Origin of the sequence: Flavobacterium sp. ACN6, assembly GCF_002304005.1 — a bacterium.
In the GTDB taxonomy this organism is placed as follows: Bacteria; Bacteroidota; Bacteroidia; order Flavobacteriales; family Flavobacteriaceae; genus Flavobacterium.
The window spans coordinates 14,824-33,261 of the sequence record NZ_MRCQ01000019.1 but is presented as its reverse complement, the minus strand read 5'-3'; the positions used below and the strand labels follow the sequence as shown (position 1 = coordinate 33,261).

General features: G+C 33.6%; 17 protein-coding genes. 3 read left to right on the top strand and 14 right to left on the bottom strand.

Features of this window, described 5'->3' with window-relative positions; translation table 11 throughout:
- Positions 1 to 69 precede the first annotated feature (69 nt).
- From BSF42_RS21025 to mnmE, 13 genes are all read right to left on the bottom strand, one after another.
- Complete coding sequence (locus BSF42_RS21025; RefSeq protein ID WP_095955066.1) at positions 70 to 1,431, bottom strand: MATE family efflux transporter; 1,362 nt, start codon at positions 1,429 to 1,431, stop codon at positions 70 to 72.
- Positions 1,432 to 1,560: 129 nt separating this feature from the next.
- Positions 1,561 to 2,433 carry an AraC family transcriptional regulator gene (locus BSF42_RS21020; RefSeq protein WP_095955110.1) on the bottom strand — a complete coding sequence of 291 codons (873 nt, stop codon included), beginning with the start codon at positions 2,431 to 2,433 and terminating at the stop codon, positions 1,561 to 1,563.
- Positions 2,434 to 2,587: 154 nt separating this feature from the next.
- Entirely contained in the window at positions 2,588 to 3,130 is a 543-nt protein-coding gene (locus BSF42_RS21015) for a cysteine hydrolase family protein (protein WP_095955065.1), read from the bottom strand.
- A gap of 662 nt (positions 3,131 to 3,792) precedes the next feature.
- Positions 3,793 to 5,139, bottom strand: a complete 1,347-nt coding sequence (locus BSF42_RS21010; RefSeq protein WP_095955064.1) for a c-type cytochrome — start codon at positions 5,137 to 5,139, stop codon at positions 3,793 to 3,795.
- 13 nt (positions 5,140 to 5,152) lie between these two features.
- On the bottom strand, positions 5,153 to 6,595 hold the full coding sequence (locus BSF42_RS21005) for a cytochrome c (protein WP_095955063.1): 1,443 nt from the start codon (positions 6,593 to 6,595) through the stop codon (positions 5,153 to 5,155).
- 441 nt (positions 6,596 to 7,036) lie between these two features.
- Positions 7,037 to 7,345 (bottom strand): YHS domain-containing protein, encoded by a 309-nt coding sequence (locus BSF42_RS21000; protein ID WP_095955062.1) that lies wholly within the window; start codon positions 7,343 to 7,345, stop codon positions 7,037 to 7,039.
- A 25-nt stretch (positions 7,346 to 7,370) separates the two neighbouring features.
- Complete coding sequence (locus BSF42_RS20995) at positions 7,371 to 8,237, bottom strand: helix-turn-helix domain-containing protein (protein WP_095955061.1); 867 nt, start codon at positions 8,235 to 8,237, stop codon at positions 7,371 to 7,373.
- A gap of 36 nt (positions 8,238 to 8,273) precedes the next feature.
- Positions 8,274 to 8,645, bottom strand: coding sequence for a hypothetical protein (locus tag BSF42_RS20990; protein ID WP_095955060.1), 372 nt, complete (start codon positions 8,643 to 8,645; stop codon positions 8,274 to 8,276).
- A 10-nt stretch (positions 8,646 to 8,655) separates the two neighbouring features.
- The gene (locus BSF42_RS20985) at positions 8,656 to 9,270 is read right to left on the bottom strand and encodes an SCO family protein (protein WP_095955059.1); all 615 of its coding nucleotides are present in this window, start codon (positions 9,268 to 9,270) and stop codon (positions 8,656 to 8,658) included.
- A 345-nt stretch (positions 9,271 to 9,615) separates the two neighbouring features.
- Positions 9,616 to 9,996 (bottom strand): hypothetical protein, encoded by a 381-nt coding sequence (locus BSF42_RS20980; protein WP_253251132.1) that lies wholly within the window; start codon positions 9,994 to 9,996, stop codon positions 9,616 to 9,618.
- Positions 9,997 to 10,677: 681 nt separating this feature from the next.
- Positions 10,678 to 11,820, bottom strand: coding sequence for a site-specific integrase (locus BSF42_RS20975; RefSeq protein ID WP_095955057.1), 1,143 nt, complete (start codon positions 11,818 to 11,820; stop codon positions 10,678 to 10,680).
- The gene (locus tag BSF42_RS20970; protein WP_095955056.1) at positions 11,813 to 12,382 is read right to left on the bottom strand and encodes a DNA-binding protein; all 570 of its coding nucleotides are present in this window, start codon (positions 12,380 to 12,382) and stop codon (positions 11,813 to 11,815) included. Before BSF42_RS20970 ends, BSF42_RS20975 begins: the two co-directional genes overlap by 8 nt.
- Before the next feature lie 286 nt (positions 12,383 to 12,668).
- Positions 12,669 to 14,069 carry a tRNA uridine-5-carboxymethylaminomethyl(34) synthesis GTPase MnmE gene (gene mnmE, locus BSF42_RS20965; protein WP_095955055.1) on the bottom strand — a complete coding sequence of 467 codons (1,401 nt, stop codon included), beginning with the start codon at positions 14,067 to 14,069 and terminating at the stop codon, positions 12,669 to 12,671.
- A gap of 169 nt (positions 14,070 to 14,238) precedes the next feature.
- Between mnmE and BSF42_RS20960 the strand changes: the two genes are divergently transcribed.
- Positions 14,239 to 15,072 carry a universal stress protein gene (locus tag BSF42_RS20960; protein ID WP_095955054.1) on the top strand — a complete coding sequence of 278 codons (834 nt, stop codon included), beginning with the start codon at positions 14,239 to 14,241 and terminating at the stop codon, positions 15,070 to 15,072.
- Between the two features lie 61 nt (positions 15,073 to 15,133).
- Entirely contained in the window at positions 15,134 to 16,906 is a 1,773-nt protein-coding gene (locus BSF42_RS20955) for a DNA mismatch repair protein (RefSeq protein WP_095955053.1), read from the top strand.
- A gap of 224 nt (positions 16,907 to 17,130) precedes the next feature.
- On the opposite strand, the gene BSF42_RS20950 is transcribed toward BSF42_RS20955, so the two are convergent.
- Positions 17,131 to 17,544, bottom strand: a complete 414-nt coding sequence (locus BSF42_RS20950) for a helix-turn-helix domain-containing protein (protein ID WP_095955052.1) — start codon at positions 17,542 to 17,544, stop codon at positions 17,131 to 17,133.
- Positions 17,545 to 17,669: 125 nt separating this feature from the next.
- On the opposite strand from BSF42_RS20950, the gene BSF42_RS20945 reads away from it, so the two are divergent.
- Complete coding sequence (locus BSF42_RS20945; RefSeq protein WP_095955109.1) at positions 17,670 to 18,437, top strand: SDR family oxidoreductase; 768 nt, start codon at positions 17,670 to 17,672, stop codon at positions 18,435 to 18,437.
- The last annotated feature ends 1 nt before the right edge of the window (position 18,438 follow it).

The window sequence follows — 18,438 nt, the reverse complement described above, 5'->3', positions numbered from 1 at the left end:
AGAATAGACTCTTTTTGCTGCTTTTTATGCCTTAAATTCTAAAAGGACTTTGTACTTTAATGATAGAATTTATAAATTATTTTCCAAAACTTTATTTATTACATATCGAAATCTTAAATACAGTAAGGCAGATGATGTTAACAACCCCAGGGTCAAACCGTACCAGATTCCCTTTACTCCTGCATTGAAATAAATGCCTAAAATGTAGGCCACAGGCAGGCCAATAAGCCAATAAGCAACAAAGGTTATCAAAGTAGGAACGTTTACATCTCCCATTCCTCTTAGTGTTCCCAGTCCAACAACCTGAGTACCATCAAAGAGTTGGAATAGCGCGGCAATTATCAATAATTGTGCAGCCAGCGCTACAACACTTGTATCATTTGTTATCAAATAAGGTAAATATTGATTAAAGAGTGTAAAAATTACAGCAAAGAACATCATAAAAATGATCACTAGATGATAAGACGCATAAGCAAATTTCTGAAGTCTTTTGTAGTTCTGATTTCCAAAACTATTTCCAACTTTAATAGTTGCCGCCGATGCAATTCCCCCTGCCATCATGTAGGTCATTGCCGCAAGGGTTATTGCTGTTTGATGAGCAGCTTGTTCCGTCGCACCAATATTTCCAGCCATTAGAGCAGCAACTGCAAATACTCCAATTTCAAAAACATACTGCATCGCTACAGGTAATCCTATTTTTACCACTTTTATAATTTTAGAAAAATCAATAAACTTAACGGAGAAATGCTTTATATAAATCCTAAAATTCTCTGATCGAAGCACATACCACATCATAACCAGCATCATTAAAACCCGATCTATTAATGTTGCAATTCCTACCCCTTGAACACCCATTGGCTCAATTCCAAACATTCCCTTTACCAAAATCACTGCTATAATTACATTGAGCACATTTCCCCATATTGTGATCGACATTGCTTGTTTTGTAAAACCTAGTCCTTCTGCAAATTGTTTAAAGGTCTGAAATACCATTAAAGGCAGAATAGATAAACTTAAAATAAGCAAGTAAGGTTTTGCCGTTGCAACTACCTTAGGATCCTGATCCGCATGCTGCATGGCAAACATAGAACCATAGTAAACTATTAAAAAAAGAAAAATTGCGGCTGCGACATTTAGCCATAAGCTGTTTGACAGAAGCTCAGCACATTCCTTAAAATTTGATTTTCCATTTTCTTGCGCAATCAATGGTGTTAATCCGTAGGCCACACCTAATCCTATGACTAAAACGACCATAAAAACAGAATGAACAAGTGAGACTGCCGCCAAAGAAATAGTTCCTGCATAGTGTCCTATGATAATGGTATCAAAAGTCTGTACCAGTGTATGTCCTAACTGAGAAATTACCACAGGTCCAGCAAGTGTTATTGTGCTTTGGTAATATATCTTATTGGATTTATATTTTTTGAGCATATTAAAAAATTAACTGCCTCAAGGCAGATTGAATGTATTGAAATTAATATACTGCAAATTTTTATTTTTAAAGTATAACAATTCGTTTGTTGCAAATTTATCCTATTCTATAAAAAATCAACTAAAACGCTATGAAAATATACCATTTTGATAATCTGAAAGGAACTGCGTGCTGGTAATTCCTGTTTGGTTTTTAAAAAAACGCATCATATGTCCAGGTTCCGAAAAATGAAGATTATAGGCAATCTCAGCGACAGTCTTTCCAGAATGTATTAGATCATTTTTTATTTCGAAGAGCAGTCTTTGCTTTAAGAGTTCTACAGCGGTAACATTAAACTGTTTTTTCACGCAGGTATTAATTGAAATCCTGCTCACATTTAATAAATCTGCATAATGATCAATTCTCTGCTTCTCCCTAATGTGAGTTTCGAGTAACTTTTTGAACTGGTAAGCATAATTATTTTCAGCCCTTTCAATTGAGAGATTATTTTTTTCGGCATATACTCTGTTGAACTTCAGAAGAAGATAATAAGTAAGAGAGCGTATGATGTGAATACTGTCTGTCCTGCGCGCTGCCAATTCTGATTTGATTTCCATAAGCTGCTCAAGTGCTTTTTGCAGTTCTTCTTTTTCAACAGTTATATTTAAAGGAAAATTTAACTGATAGAAATAAAGAAGACGATACGTAAAGTATTTATCTGAGAAAAAATCGTTAAGAAAATTTTCCTTAAAAACCAGAACAGTAAAATCCAATCCTTCTTTCTCCAAAGTCCATTTTCTTTTCTGAAAAGGGGAAATAAAAACCATCGTATTATCAGTTATATTGATTTTCTGCTGATTTAAAATCAGAGTTCCCTTCGCCTTTTTAAAAAGCAAAATTTCAAAAAAATCAGTGTTAAAAGTATCTCGCTCCAAATATCTTTCGCTTAGTACATCTCCATGCAATACATTAAGAAGCATCTCAACACCACATTCTGCTTTATGAAATTTTATTGTTTTCATTCCTTTCTCATTACTTTTTAATCTCTTAAAATCGTTTTTATTACTTTCAGCCTGCTTTAGTAAATTTACAACTTCATTTGCAAATAACTGCCAAATGCAAAAATGAGCCATAATAAATTACAGCCCATTTTATAAAATTGAGTTCTAAATTTATTTAAGAAAGCAGGTATTGATCAGTTGTCTGAATTTTAGCGTAAAAGAATTCTAATGCTGCTAAAAATGCATTGTGTACATCGACAGATTTTACTTTTTGTCCGCTAATCTGAAGGTCCATCGTAGCACAGGCATCGCCAATTACAGTACATTCAAATCCAAAATCAACAGCTGCTCTTGTTCCTGCATCTATACACATATGAGTCATCATTCCTGCAATAACCAAATGCGTTATTTCCTTTGACTGTAAATATTCTAATAGATCGGTGTCTCTAAAACTATTAGGAAATTGTTTCGTGATTACTTTCTCGCCTTGTAGTGGTTTTACATTTTCATGGATTTCCACTCCTTGAGTTCCAGAAACAAAAAAGGGAATGCCTTCGCCGGATATATGCTGTACGTGAACAATAGTATCATTTTCTTTTCGGAAATGTTCCAGTATTTTTTTTGCATTTTCACTTGCCGGAATTGGATTTACAAGTACTAATGCGCCATTTTCAAAATATTCTTTCTGTATATCTATTAGTAGTAATGCCTTTTTCATTTTAATTAATTTTTTAATTTTTATATATGTCAAAATTAAAAACTCCTGCACCGATATCTGCTACCAAAACACTTTCAATACATGCCATTTTGATAAGCACTATTTTTATCTATGCTATTCTCAATTTCATAATCCTATTTTACTCGTAAAACTTCAGTCCTAATTATAAACAAAAAAGAAGCCCTGCGTGTGTCAGCATCAACAGGGCTCCAAACTATCAAAATTTAAAAGAAACTTATTTTGGTGGACAACATTTGCTAATACAGTCCCTTAATAAATTGATAATTCTTTTCTAATGGATTTTCTTTGTTATTCACCTCTTTTGACTTAACAAGCTGCAGTGTTATTGATTTTATTCTTATCAGAAAAACAATGGCAAGAAGCACAAAAATTAAAATCATAATGGAAAAAACCTGTATCATACTATTTTATTTTTAAGTTAAAAATCGATTAAGGCTGCCAATTATACGACAGTATCATTTACTATTATTATTTTCTAAACATGGAGCGGAAAGCCTATTCGATCTTTCTATTCTGCTCTTTGGTCTTTTTTTTATTATACTTTCATACTTATTTACCTTGTATAAAATGCCTGTAACACACATAAAAACAATTATTGGAACCAGATAACAGAAACGAATCATAGAGAATTGTTTTTTATTTTATTTTATGTTCAAAATATATTCCGCCAGCTGATCGAGTTTCTGCTGATCCAACTGAGATTCAAAACCTGGCATCTGTGGATAGTCGGGACGTTTTTTACCTGGATTTTTTATCCATTTCTGCAAATCAGCCACGTTACCTTTATAGATTTTCGCCATTTCAAAAACTGGAGGCCCGACTAATTTTTTATCTATTTTATGGCAGGAGGCACAATACTGGCTGAATACCTTCTGCCCTTTCTCTGCTTCTGACATATCTGCCGAAGCTGCTCCGGCTTCTTCTGCTTTCATTTTGGCTGCGGCCTTCTTTTTCAAAATTTGAAATTCGTCTGTTTTAATTCTCACCAGTTCACGATGTTTTTCAAGCGAATTTGCCCTGTAGATCTGCCTTCCTGATCCCATACACAAAACCGTAATTCCAAGCAGCATTGCTATTTTATAAAAGTCTTTTTCGATGTTTTCCTTTTCACCGGTCAGTCTCTTCCAGATAAGCCACATGGCAGGAACTGCAAATGCAACCCCAGAGAAAATCACCAAAATAAGGTTCCACCCCATACCTTTAGACGGTAATGTCAGCAATACAAGAGGACCAATCATACACTGGCATAAAGAGGCAGTTAATGCCAAAGAGTAGCCTTTCTTTTGAATATCGTATCGGGTAAATTCTCGATATATCTCTTCAAAAGGGTAACTCTTGCGGCTGTTGTACCAAAATATAAACAATCCCGTAACTGCCAGTGAAGACAGGATAAAATGCAGGTATCTGGGGAAAACATTCGGAAGAAACAATGCGTCTACAAAGCCTTTTACTAAAGCCCATTTTTCAGGGAAAAGCATTAGATTGATATTAGTTAGAAAGATAAATGGAATAAACAGAAAGATAACAGTTGCCAAGGCCAGAATCGAAATATGAACCGCCTTGTGATTCTCCAAGGTTTCCCATGTATATTTATGCAAGTAAGTGAGCAGAAACGCCACTGTAACGAGCGGTATTACCGCAATCCACATCAAACCGGTAAGCGCATTTGCCGAATAAAAATAAATCGTATATAATACATTAATACTCAAAAGAGGCGCAATACCCAGTACTACGGCTATACTTTTATTTACTGTTATGGTTTTGGCTATTTCGTGTGCCAGTATATCGTATTCTTTATTTTTAAGTCCTTTTATTTGGGCAATCAAAGCCAAAATAGAACCTCCAAGCATCAGGTTTACAAAAAGGATATGCAGTAGAAATGACAGTACAAGGACAACTACAAAAAACCATTCAGGCATTGGTAGCGGCAAGGGAATATCTTTTGGAACGGGAACGTTGTTTTGCAACGCAATATATAAATTGATCATTTTTAAACTTTTGTTATTTTTTATTTGCTAAAACAGCTTTTGTATCTTGTAGTTCACTTACCTCTACACCTTCTGACTGTGCCCCTTCGAGAACATCACCAGTATCCTGAATACTGCGGATATAGGCCGCCAAGGCTTCGCTTTCTTCTTGAGTGCCTGGAAAAGGAGGCATATAGGTTCTTCCGTTGTGCATATTGGGTATATAAGATGCCATGGAGTTAATATCGAGGGGTTTTCCAACTCCGTACATGCGCTCAAAAACATCCACAACACTATTTACTCCCTGTGTAGTATGACACCGGCTGCAGGCTATCGCAAAAACATTTCTGCCGGCTTCTACTTTATTTTCCGGTGTAATCTCGGTTACTGTGGTATAGGTGGCATTTTTAAGAAGTCCGTACTGCTGATAAACAGGATAATCCTCCTCCAGTAATAAGTTAGAATACATGTAACCTCCAATTACATAAGGTTTTCGGACAAATTCACGCACCCTTTCAAAAAAACCAAGATATCCAAAAGCCATAACTACGGGAAACAATACCATATAGCTTTTAATCCATTTGGCTTTATACAACCCCAGAACTGCCATTATTAAGGAAGATGATATACCAAAAATTATAAAGTACTTCATTAAATCGTAGTACTTATTAAAATCCATCGTCCCTACTGCCGTACTCATATTAGCGATCATCGCCTCAGGAATGGCTCGGTAATAAATCACCGCTCCAAGAAGAGAAATTGGAGCCCAAAGAATAATCCATTTTGAAACATATTTTACAGCTTTTAGCCTTAATTCCGTACCTTTTTTAAAGAAAAGAGTTACCAGCATCATTCCAAAACTTCCCGCCACAAGCATTGCCGTAGGAGTTCTAAACAATAACTGCGGAAGATAAATTGGATTGGTAAACCCATTGAGCAAACTCTTATGTGTATTCCAGTTTCCGGGATCCATCATAAAGCTCAAAATAGAAACAATAATTGCCATAGTAATCCAGGAGAATAAACTTAAAAACCATCCAAAACGGATGTGCAATAATTTAGCCCTAAGCGAAGTATTACTGCTTTTCCAGGTCAAAAAATAAATCATGATCAAAATTACCTCGGTAACAAATACCAGCCATTCAACAAACCATGCCCAATAAAAAACACGTATCAAACTTCCTATAGATGTGGGACTGACAAGCGCAACCGAGAACCAGATCCCCACTCCTGTCATTGCCCCAAGTGTTGTGGTTATAATAAAGGCAACTTTCATCATATTATGGATTCTGTTGTCCCAATCTAAATCTGTAATTTGTTCCCTGCCGCTATTCTTAACGCCTTTCTGCTCCAGCCATGTTATAAGAGGCATAAAACCCACAGCTAAACCGTGATTAATCATCACGTGAATAATGGCAATAATGGCGATAAGCATCCTATTGTTGAGCCAGTCTAAATGAAAAATTGGAAAGTCCATAAATTATTCTGTTTTTTTACTGCAAATCTCGCATAGTAATTCAAAAACAGCTAAAAACAAATAAGCAGGAAATTTTAATAAACGTTACTTCCGGATTCGTTAAAATCACTATTTACATTGCATTTTATGCTACTGAATTTAGCTTTTCAATACATTGTTTATACTGGTTACACCTTATTATCAAATTGGCAGGATGTATATTACCTTGTATTAAATTATTAAAAACGTAAACAACTAAATCATAAATGATTATATCCAGAGAAAAACAGACAGAGAGACAAAATATTTTTCAAAACAATAATGGAGTAATATTGAATACTAATCCACACTTTGACCTGACTAAAACAATAAATAAAACCTGAGCAAATAGTCAATATAAACTAAGAAGGCTGAAAAAAAATAATTTCTCAGCCTTCTTTTTTGTGCAATTCTCAAGGAAAATTACTTCTGATTTTTTGCCAGATATTCATCTGGTTTTTTTATAAAGTCATCTTTACATACCGTTGAACAAAAACCGTATAATTTCCCTTTATAAGTAACAGTATCACTAACGCCATACTTGCTGACATCCATATTACAGCTAAAGTCTATGTTGCTGGCATAGGTTAATTTATTGAGCGGGTTTTTAGGATCTTTATACATTGTTTCAGATTCCATAGTATGAGGATGATCATGAGGATGTACTTTTTCCTCTTTTGTATTACAGCTTAACACAGCAGTAATAGTGGCAATTAGAAGGATTTTTTTCATAATAGTATTAAAATTTTATTATTTTTTACTGGTTTGATAATCTGCGGAACTGCTCGGGTGTCTTGTTTGTCTGTCTTTTAAAAAAAGTAACAAAATAGGACGCATTTTCAAAACCGAGCTGATCAGCAATTTCATTTATAGAATAATTGGTAAAATGAATAAGCCGCTGCGCTTCTATTACGATACGTTTTCGTATCAAATCACCTGCTGTATAATTGGTTACTTCCTTGCATATCTTGTTGAGATAATTCGGAGTTACATTAAGCAGGTCCGCATAAGCGGCAGGCATTTTTTTAATTTTAAAATCTTTATCGATGAGTTTCTCAAATTCTTTTATTTTCTGCTGTTTAGGTGAATTGTTTACCACAAAACCCGAGGGATCATAAAGCCGTTCCAAATCGAAAAGCAGGATATTGAGATAGGATCGAAGTACTTTTGCAGATTCTCTGCGATGCAGATTAAACTCTTTGAAAAATATTTCAAGCAGATATTCCCACTTGTCTGCTTCCTCTTCACTAAGCCTGACAAATAACTTAGAGGTATCATCAAGAAATGAAAACTGGTCTAAAATGTTATTGTTGTAACGCAGGGAGAAAAAATCTTCTGTGAAACAGATAATTTTTCCTTTGGCCTTTCTGTTAATGTCTATAGAACTAATGCAGCGGGGCTTTATAACGATGACCTTGGCACTATCGAGACGGATTTTCTGATTGTCAATACTAATTTCCCCTTCTGCATCATCAATAAAGAGAAGCATGAAGAAATCCTGCCTGTGAGGATATTCCAAAAAAGGAAAACGCTGCAGCAGGTTAGCCGTTTTATCCATCCAGAAATGACTCTCATCACCTGCGAATAGACTCAGGCTGCGGTCTGGTATTTCTGATATTTGCATTTTTTTTATTTTATGATTAATACTAAAACGAGAGTATTAACCGCATCTGGGAGGATGGTAAATCGAAAAAATATAACTGGACTTATGACTTTCAGCGTGCAGCGCCGGAAACTTTTTTTTGAAGACAAAACGCACCGCCTTGAATAAAAACTGATCTGGATGCTGCAAAAACAGCTGTACTTCTTTATAGGTTACCGTTGGAAATTTCTGCTCCTGTTTGTCATTTGCTTTTAATTTATATTCGAGATAGCATTTTCCGTTGCAAATGGGGATTGTATCAAATCTGTTGATGCAGACATTTTTGGCAATATAATCCTGATTGATGTAAAAATCACCAATAATCCAAGTACTGCCTGCATTTTGAAAAGCGAGCAGCATAAGAATAAATAAAGTGATGTATTTTTTCATCAGTAAACTGTTATTTGGCCTCACTTTCTTCTAAAAGAGTTTTCAAATCAGCAATTAGTCTTGTTGTTTCCTTTGGATTTGTGCCATCATAAACCCCCCGAACGTGCCTGTCTTTATCTATAAGCAGAAATCCGCCGCTGTGCACAAAACCTCCCGGCTCATTTTTATCCGGATATGCCGTTGCAAAATAGCTTTCGGTTGCAATTTTATAGATACTGTCTCTGTTTCCCGTAACAAAATGCCAATTCTTTTTTATGTCGTGATCCACCGTATAAGCTTTAAGGCGCGGTATTGTGTCGTGATCAGGATCAATGGTATGCGAGAGAAACAATACCTCGTTATTAGTTTTGTAAACATCATACACTTTTTTAAGTTGTGTGTTCATTTTCGGGCAGATTGAAGGGCAGGAAAGAAAAATAAAATCGGCTATATAAATCTTGTCGTCAAAAGTATTATTGGTAATTTTCAGACTATCCTGATTCGTAAACGAAAAGTTTTTGATACGCGGATACTGCGTTTCATTTCCTTTTACTATTGGATTTCCTAATATTGGAAGTTTCTCCTGAGCTTTCTCACACGATATTACAAATAGAGAATGCAAAAGAATCAAAGCTATTTTTTTCATTTTTTTATTATTTAAATATTTAATCAAGCAGATTATGTTATAAACTGCTGACTTGTTTGCATGTATAATTTCAATGAAGATTCATCAATAAAGTCCATTCGGTTTTTCGAATAAGGATATTACAAAGCCTATAACAAACAACGCTAAATAAAGTTGTTATTGTAGATTGATGAGGATATGACTTCATAAAGCCAACTGACCAAAACTTTTAAATTTTCTATGTTAATCTTTTATCTTATTAAGAATAAATGAATACAGAAAAATCAACTTAGTTCATAGCAATAGCGGTATTGTCAAGTTGCAAAAGGCAATGACAAATTTTTCTTAATGAATTTGAAAAGAAATTTAGATGTATAAAATAGTGGCGGGCGGGCGAAAAGTAGCAGAGGAAATTCCAATTGGTTTGCTGCTTAAAAAAGCAAAAACATTTTTGTGATATCCTACTGGAGTTAAAAAAGTAAAGTTTACTTCAGAGTTGCAGATATAGACAATCTCTACTTTTTCTTTAAGAATGTCCTGCATTTGTTTTTCGTTATCAGAATATTTTTTAAGACTTTTTTGCAGTTCACATCGACCATTACAAGAGTTAAAAATCTGTTTGCGCTGTACACAGATTGTTTTGGCAATTTCCTGCTGATTTAGTTTAAATGAAGCATATACAAACATGCTTCCCAAAGAGGGAAGAAAAATTAGACCACAAAGTACTATGATAATATACTTTTTCAAGATTGCCAATTTGTTTGTAAATGCAAAAATACACTAATTTTGTTTTTATTTGGGAGAAACTTATTGTTTCCTTTCAACAAAAAATATTGATCAACATTATAGAAATAAACCAATTTTTAACTTCGGTCAAACAACAATCAATAAGTATGGACTTCATACTTTTTCTCTCCCAAAAAGCTTAGACGAATGTGGAAAATTTTTTGCTATTTAATTATGAAATTTTTACTACAAAATTTGAGGAAGACTTATTTAACCAAATAAATAATCATTTTGTTCAAAAAGATTTCGAAAATCAAATAAATTTATTTTAAAATCCCAGACAGTAATTCATAGAGCCAATGAAAGACAATTCTCCCTTAAGTATAACAATATTTTCAAATACTTCATAATAATTGTAGAATTGTCTCCCAGATTAATACCGCAAACAAATTGAGTTTTTATATTTTTTTACACCAATCCCCAACAGGACATCTAAACCAAATTTACAAAGCCAATGAAAGACAGACATTACATGTAGTAAGCCAATTTCTTCAAATCATCCAAAAAAGATGTTGTAATTTGTCCCGTTGAGGTCACTATAAAGAACATAAAACTTTTATTTTTTCACATTATAATCAAATACAGATAAACACCTCATTATTAAAACAAGGTGTTTTTTGAATCTGTATATTAAACCAAAATTTACTCCAAAGAAATTCTGTTAGCAGCATCCCTTTTCTTCTGGTCAATCACTTTTGCATAGATCTGAGTAGTTTTTACACTCTTGTGTCCGAGCATTTTGGAAATAGTAAAAATATCAGTTCCTGCTGTAAGCTGTAAAGTTGCATACGTATGTCTGAAACAGTGAAAGGTAATATGTTTATTTATGCCCGATAATGCTACCCACACAGGAAGCGTACGGTCAACATCCCATTTATTTAAATCTTTAAATACCTTTTCATTTTCCCCTTTTCTCTTTCCCAGCAGTTCAAAAGCTTCATCAGAAATTGGTATTGAAGCTGTACCTTCCGTTTTTTTCTGCCTGAAAATAATGTAATGCCCATCATTTTCAATGTGATGCAGTTCGGACCAGATCAGCTTGGAAATATCCGAGTACCTAACCCCCGTAAGAACAGAAAACATAGAAATCTTACGGACAATCAAATTAGGACAGGGCGTTGCAAAAAGCCTGCGGGTTTCTTCAAGGGTCATGAAATTTCTTTGGGATTCCATTTCCTTTATCGATCCTATCTTTGCATTTACATCCGTTTTCAGTTTATCTTCTTTGTAGGCTGCTTTCAGGGTTGTTTTTATTTTATTATAGTAAGAAAGAGCCGTATTTCGAGACAACTGTTTTTTATTCTTTCTTAAACTTTTAGCTTTTAAAAGATAATCCCTGTAATCTTCAATTAAAGTAACAGTCACGTCCTTAAATAGCAGGTCCCTCCCTTTTAAAAAAGCTTCAAAATGAATAATAGCACTGGCCCAGATTGATAAATTGTTACCTACCTTCTTATTTCCTAAATTTTTATAATATTGAAGAAAAGATTCTTTTCCTACTGATTGTATCTGAAGCTGTTCTTTTTCAAATGAGGAATAAATTTCACTTTTATTAATTTCATTCTGCTTTCTTGCCCGAATGAGTTCAGCAGTATGAAGGTTTTCGGTATTACTCATTTTCTCATACTGATCGGCAGGCTTCTGGTAAAGATAGAGTTTCAAAAATTCGCGTCTTGAGAAACTGTTGGTTTTTGAATCCCAAAAAGGAGGGTAATAATCTAGATAAAGAGATAACCTTCCTCCAGAAATAACTTTCTTTCTTAGTGTGATAATACTTTTACTCATGATCAATACCTTTTAAATAAACATCTAAATCCTTTTTCTGCACGTATGTATATTTACCTGAAGTAATTTTTTTTATATCATACTTTTTCATAATAAAATACAAGCCGCTCTGGCTAATGTTATAAGCTACCTGTGCCTGGGTAATGGTATAGCAGTCATCCATATCAAAATCAATTGTATTGTTGTCACTACCTTCAGCCTCAGGTTTCTGAACAGTAAATAAATTGCTTATGCTGTGTTTAGATATCAGGGTTCTTCTTCCAAGTTTTACAATATCTAAATCATTTCTGGCAATCATTCTGAATATTGTCCTTCTGCTGATTCCAAAAATCTGGCTGCACTGTACGATGGTAAAAAAATCCTGCTTTTTCAGCACCTCCAAATCATAGCTTCTCATGCCTTCAGATGTCTCTTCCGGAACATCATTAGTTACCTGTCTTTTTCTAACCTTGTAGCTCTTACTCCCGCATTTATGGGAGCAGAAGCGTGTTTTAATTGTCTGCGCGATAAATTCATTACCGCAAAATTCGCAGATTTTGTTAATCCGAATGTTTGAACTCATAATTTTCTTACATTTTTAAGTTATGTGTCCTACTTTGTCCGTTCTTTTGTGCCTTAACGTGCCGCAAGGTGCGTTTATGCGCCACTGTGTGCCATTGAGTGTCATAATTTGTCCTTTGAGGTACAAATATTTGTACCTCGAAATTCGAGGTACAACTGGGGTACAAATCTGAGCAAAACAACCATCAAATATTCCAAAAAACAATTGAATAAAAAAAGAGCTAAAATGTTAATTACCAACATTTTAGCTCTTTTGCTTGTTTTTATTTTGCGTTTCTTTGCGCCTTTTATTTCCCGATGCAGAAATTTGCGAAGATATTCCCAAGCAATTCGTCATTTGAGACCTGACCTGTAATCAGTCCAAATTGGTACAAAGCTTCTCGGATATCCAGCGCCATAAGATCGCTTGAAAGACCTGTTTCTAGACCAAATTTCACTTTCTGGATTTCGTCCAAAGCTTTTAATAACGAATCATAATGTCTTGTATTAGTTACAATCGTTTCGTTATTACGAAGTGCCCCAGTATTTACAAAAGATAATAATTCATTCTTCAAATCCTCTACACCTACTTTTTCTTTCGCAGAAATTAATAAAAGTTTGGCGTTTAAATTTTCAAGTTTAGTGGTGATGTTTTGAACTTCATCTGCAGATAAAACATCTTTTTTATTCACTACAATAAGCAAAGGCTTTAAGGGATATTTATTTTTGATTTGTTCAATTTCAGAAACAAAATCAGAACTTGACGTTTGAAATTTCAATCCGTCAAATAAATAAATTACCACTTGTGCCTGTTCTATTTTTTCGAAAGTTTTCTTTATTCCAATACTTTCTACAACATCTTTTGTATCACGAATTCCTGCAGTATCAATAAATCTGAATCCGATACCTCCAATTACTAGTTCATCTTCGATTGTGTCGCGGGTTGTTCCTGCAATATCCGAAACAATTGCTCTTTCTTCATTCAATAAAGCATTCAGCAAAGTCGATTTTCCAACATTGGGCTCACCGACAATAGCAACTGGAATTCCGTTTTTAATTACATTTCCAACTGCAAATGAATCGATCAAACGCTTTAAAACAAATTCAATTCGGTTTAATAATTCATGAAACTGAGTTCTGTCTGCAAATTCTACATCTTCTTCTGCAAAGTCTAATTCTAACTCGATTAAAGAAGCAAAATTCAAAAGTTCTTCACGAAGTTTGGCAATTTCATTACTAAATCCGCCTCGCATTTGCTGCATGGCAATTTGGTGCGAAGCTTCATTATCAGACGAAATCAAATCGGCAACGGCTTCTGCCTGCGATAAATCTAGTTTTCCGTTTAAGAAAGAACGAAGCGTAAATTCACCTGCATCGGCCATTCTACAGCCATTTCGAAGTAATAATTGAATAATCTGCTGTTGAATATAAGTTGATCCGTGGCACGAAATTTCAATCGTATCTTCTCCTGTATATGAATTCGGACCTTTAAATACCGAAACCAAAACTTCATCAAGCGTTTTGCTTCCGTCTACAATATGTCCTAAATGAAGTGTATGTGTTTTCTGTTTGGTTAAATCTTTGTTTTTGATAGATTTAAAAACCGAATTACCAATCGTAATGGCGTCGGATCCTGAAATTCGAATTATGGCGATAGCTCCAGCTCCAGATGGTGTGGCCAAAGCGACTATAGAATCTTGATTTATCATGCTGCAAAGGTATAAAAAAAGGAATAATTTCTTTTGAATTGAAATCCTATCTTAAATCTTAAAATTAATAGGTATTAACAAATCATTAAGTGTTAAAATACTGATAATTATCAGGTTGTTTTACTCTTAGAATGAGTAAATTTGAGAGACAAACCATAATCCTAATAAAATGAAAAAGATATTATTCCCTACCGATTTCTCTGATGCATCGACAAATGCATTTGTACATGCTTTAGAATTTGCTAAAATTGTGAAAGCCGAATTAATCTTGCTTCATACATTTGAAATTCCAGTTTACGACAGCCAGTTCTTTCCAGAGAATTATGCTTCTATATACAGTTCAATCGAATTAGCCAAATTTGAAATGTTCAAAGATGAAATTCCAAAATTAAGAACTATTGCTGCCGAACGTAAATTAGACGATATTGTGATCAAACACCGTTTAATGGACGGCGATCTTTTATACAATCTGAAAAACGCGGTTGAAGAAGATCAAATCGATTTTGTAATAATGGGAACAAACAGCGAATCGGATTGGACGAAATTCTTTACGGGGTCTAATACAAACTCTGTTATCTCGGGAGTTGAAGTTCCAGTTTTATGTGTTCCTCTTGAAGCTAAATTCAAAAAAATCAAAACAATTGGTTTTACGACCCGTTATCGTGAAAAAGATAAAAAAGAGCTTAAGAAAATCCTGAAAATAGCAAAGAAAACAGATGCAAAAGTTAAAAGTCTCTATGTAAAAACATCCGATTCTGATGTTACTGATGCAACCGTAAAAGAATGGGAAAGAGAATTTGCCGAAGAAAATGTGGAGTTTTTAGTTTTGCCTAGTGACGAAGTTAAAGAAACAATTCTAGATTTTATTTTGTACAAAGACATTGATATCTTAACGACTATTACACACAAAAGATCTTTCTTTGAAAGTCTATTTGATTCCAGTTTTACTAAAAAGATTTCAAAAGAAGTTCCAATTCCGGTATTAGTTATGCATGAAGATTAATTCTAATATCTGATGATTTTGTCGCTTAAAAGCTATATTTGTATTTCAGTAAATTATTCTAATGAAAGCATATCAAGACAAAGTCAGCACGTATTCAGAACTATATAATAAAACCAACAAAAAATATAACAGCATAAGCCTTTTGAGGTTATTGAGTATTTTTCTTTTATTGTTTTTCATGTTTTATTACATCAAAACAAGCGAAATACTTTATGTCATTTTAGCTGTTCTGTCTTTTGCTGGTTTTATCATTTTAATGAGAATCCATTCGCGATTGTCTTTTAAAAAACTGCTGGCCGAAACGCTACTAAAAATCAATCAAAACGAAATTTCTTTCTTAAAAAGAGAAAAAACATCATTTGAAAACGGAGCTGAATTTATCGATTTTCATCATCCGTATGCTTACGATTTAGACATTTTTGGAGAACATTCTTTATTTCAAAATATAAACCGAACAGCCTCTTATATCGGAAAAAAAACACTTGCAGACCTTTTATTGCATACACTTCCTGAAGCTGCGATTTTAGAAAATCAAGAAGCTGTAAACGAATTGAAAACTAAAGTTGACTGGAGACAGGAATTTCAAGCTTTAGCCATAATAAGCGACGATTCTAAAGCATCTTATGAAGCAATAAAACATTGGATTTCTTTTAAAAATAATTCCTTACCTAAAGTTTTAATTGCACTTTCAATACTTCTTCCAACATTATTTTTTGGAGTTTTAGCTACATATTTATTTACTTCAAAAACTATTCTATTATCGTATTTGACGTATGTTTTTATTGTGAATTTAATTGTTTTAGGAAGATCAGTAAAAAGAATCCAGTCAGAAATAGCGAAAGCAGATAACGTTGATAAAATCATAAAACAGTATAGTTTATTGATGGAGAAAATTGAAAACGAATCTTTCCAGTCCAAAAAATTAATACGATTACAGGAACAGCTTCATTTTAAAAATGCAAAATCCAGCCAGCATTTAAAACAGCTCTCAGAATTGTTTTCGAGAATGGATACCATAAGCAATTTTGTAACTGCAACTTTATTCAACGGCACATTTTTATTTAATCTGCACGTTTTAAAAGCGCTTTTGAAATGGAAAGACAATTATGCTTCTGAACTTGATCACTGGATTTCTATTATTGGCGAAATTGAAGCTTTAAATAGTCTTGCCAATTTAGCCTACAACAATTCTGATTTTGTCTTTCCTGAAATCAATTCAGAATATAAAATTGAATTTAAAAACCTTAGTCATCCGTTATTGAATCCTGCAACTCGAATAGGAAATGACACTAATTTTTACCCGCTTTCTTTTGTGATTTTGACAGGTTCTAATATGTCGGGAAAAAGTACTTTTTTAAGGAGTTTAGGAATCAATATGGTATTGGGCGGAATTGGTTCAGTTGTTTGTGCTGCAGAAGCTAAAATACATCCACTTCCAGTATTGGTTTCAATGCGTTTATCAGATTCTTTATCGGATAGTGAATCTTACTTTTTTGCTGAAATTAAACGTTTAAAACAGATCATGGATGCGCTTGAAAATCAGCCTGCTTTTGTTTTATTGGATGAGATTTTAAGAGGTACAAATTCTGATGACAAAAGAAACGGAACTATTGAGGTTGTGAAGAAAATAATTTCTAAAAAAGCAGTTGGGGCAATCGCTACACACGATATCGAAGTCTGCTTAACAACAAACGAATATCCAGAAGTTTTAACCAATCAATGTTTCGAGGTTGAGATTCAAAATAACGAATTACACTTCGATTATAAACTCAGAAACGGAATCTGTAAAAATAAAAGTGCAACTTTTTTAATGCAGAAAATGGGGGTTATTTAATGGTTAATTGTTAATTGTTAATTGTTAATTGTCAATTGCTAATTGAGTCATATTTTAAGCAGATTCTTCGACTTCGCTCAGAAAGACAACATTAAAATAAAATCTCTGACCATCATTAATCAACAATTAAGCATTAACCATCAACTATAAGCCATCAACTATAAACCATCAACTATAAACCATCAACTATAAACTATAAACTATAAACTATAAACTATCAACCATCAAAACTTCTCCTTCATCTTCTTTACAGATTTTTCTATAAATTCTGTTTTGTTTTGTTTTGCTTTTTCTAGTATAATTTTTCTTTCTTCTGGGATTTCATAGTATTTCTCGGCCCATAAACTGATTTCTAATACAACCGGAAATAACTCTATTCCTTTTTCGGTTAATTGATACAGTACTTTGGCTTTACTTTCGGGATGTTCCAATTTTACAATTAAATCATTTTCTTCTAAAACGAGAAGTCTGCTTGCCAAAATATTGGTAGCAATTTTTTCTTCTGACTTTAAAAAATCTCCATAAGTAGATTGTTTTTTAAACATCAAATCCCTAATAATCAACAAAGACCATTTATCTCCCCATATTTCCAGAGAAGTACTTATTGGACATTTTGATCTTTTTTTTGAAGCTGCCATAAAAAATAAATTAAAAATTCACTTGCGCTTTGCAAGTAATTAATATATTTGTACTTGCAAAATGCAAGCAAATTTATTTAATATTCTTAAACGAAACAAATTATACACTTCTAAAATCAGAAAAAATGAACTTAAAAGGAAAAACAATATTAATTACAGGCGGTGCTTCAGGTATTGGATTAGAATCTGCTAAACAATTTTTGGCAAATGGAGCCAAAGTAATTATTACAGGGAGAAATCAGGAGAAATTAGATTTAGCCAAAAAACTTTATCCGCAAGTAACAGCTATTCAGAATGACGTTGCGAATCCAGATGATGCTTTAAAATTATATCATCAAATAGAAAGTCTGGGCGGAATCGATATTCTGTACAACAATGCAGGCGTTATAAATCCGCCAAATAATTTAGCTAAAACAAACGATCAAATTACAGATCTGGCGGCTTACGAAATGAATATAAACTATTTGGGTGTTATAAGATTGAATAATTTATTTCTTAAAATGCTTGAAAGCCGACCAGAAAGTGCCATCATCAATACGACTTCTATCTTGAGTTATGTTCCTTCTAATGGAGCGGCAACCTATTCAGCTACAAAAGCTGCGTTACGTTTTTATACAGCATCACTTAGAAATCATTTAGAAATAGCTAAAAGCAATGTCAAAGTTTTTGAATTATTACCTCCGTTAGTAGCAACAGATATGGCGAAAGGAATTGACGCTAAAACAATTACACCAGAAAAATTAGTAAAAGCCTTAATTGATAGTATTCACAAAAACAACTTTACCATTCGCGTAGGCGACACCAAAATTGTTTATTTCCTAAGTCGATTTTTTCCAAAAACAGCTTATAAATTAATTAACCCGGCTAAAAACAATATCAAATTATCCGCTTAAA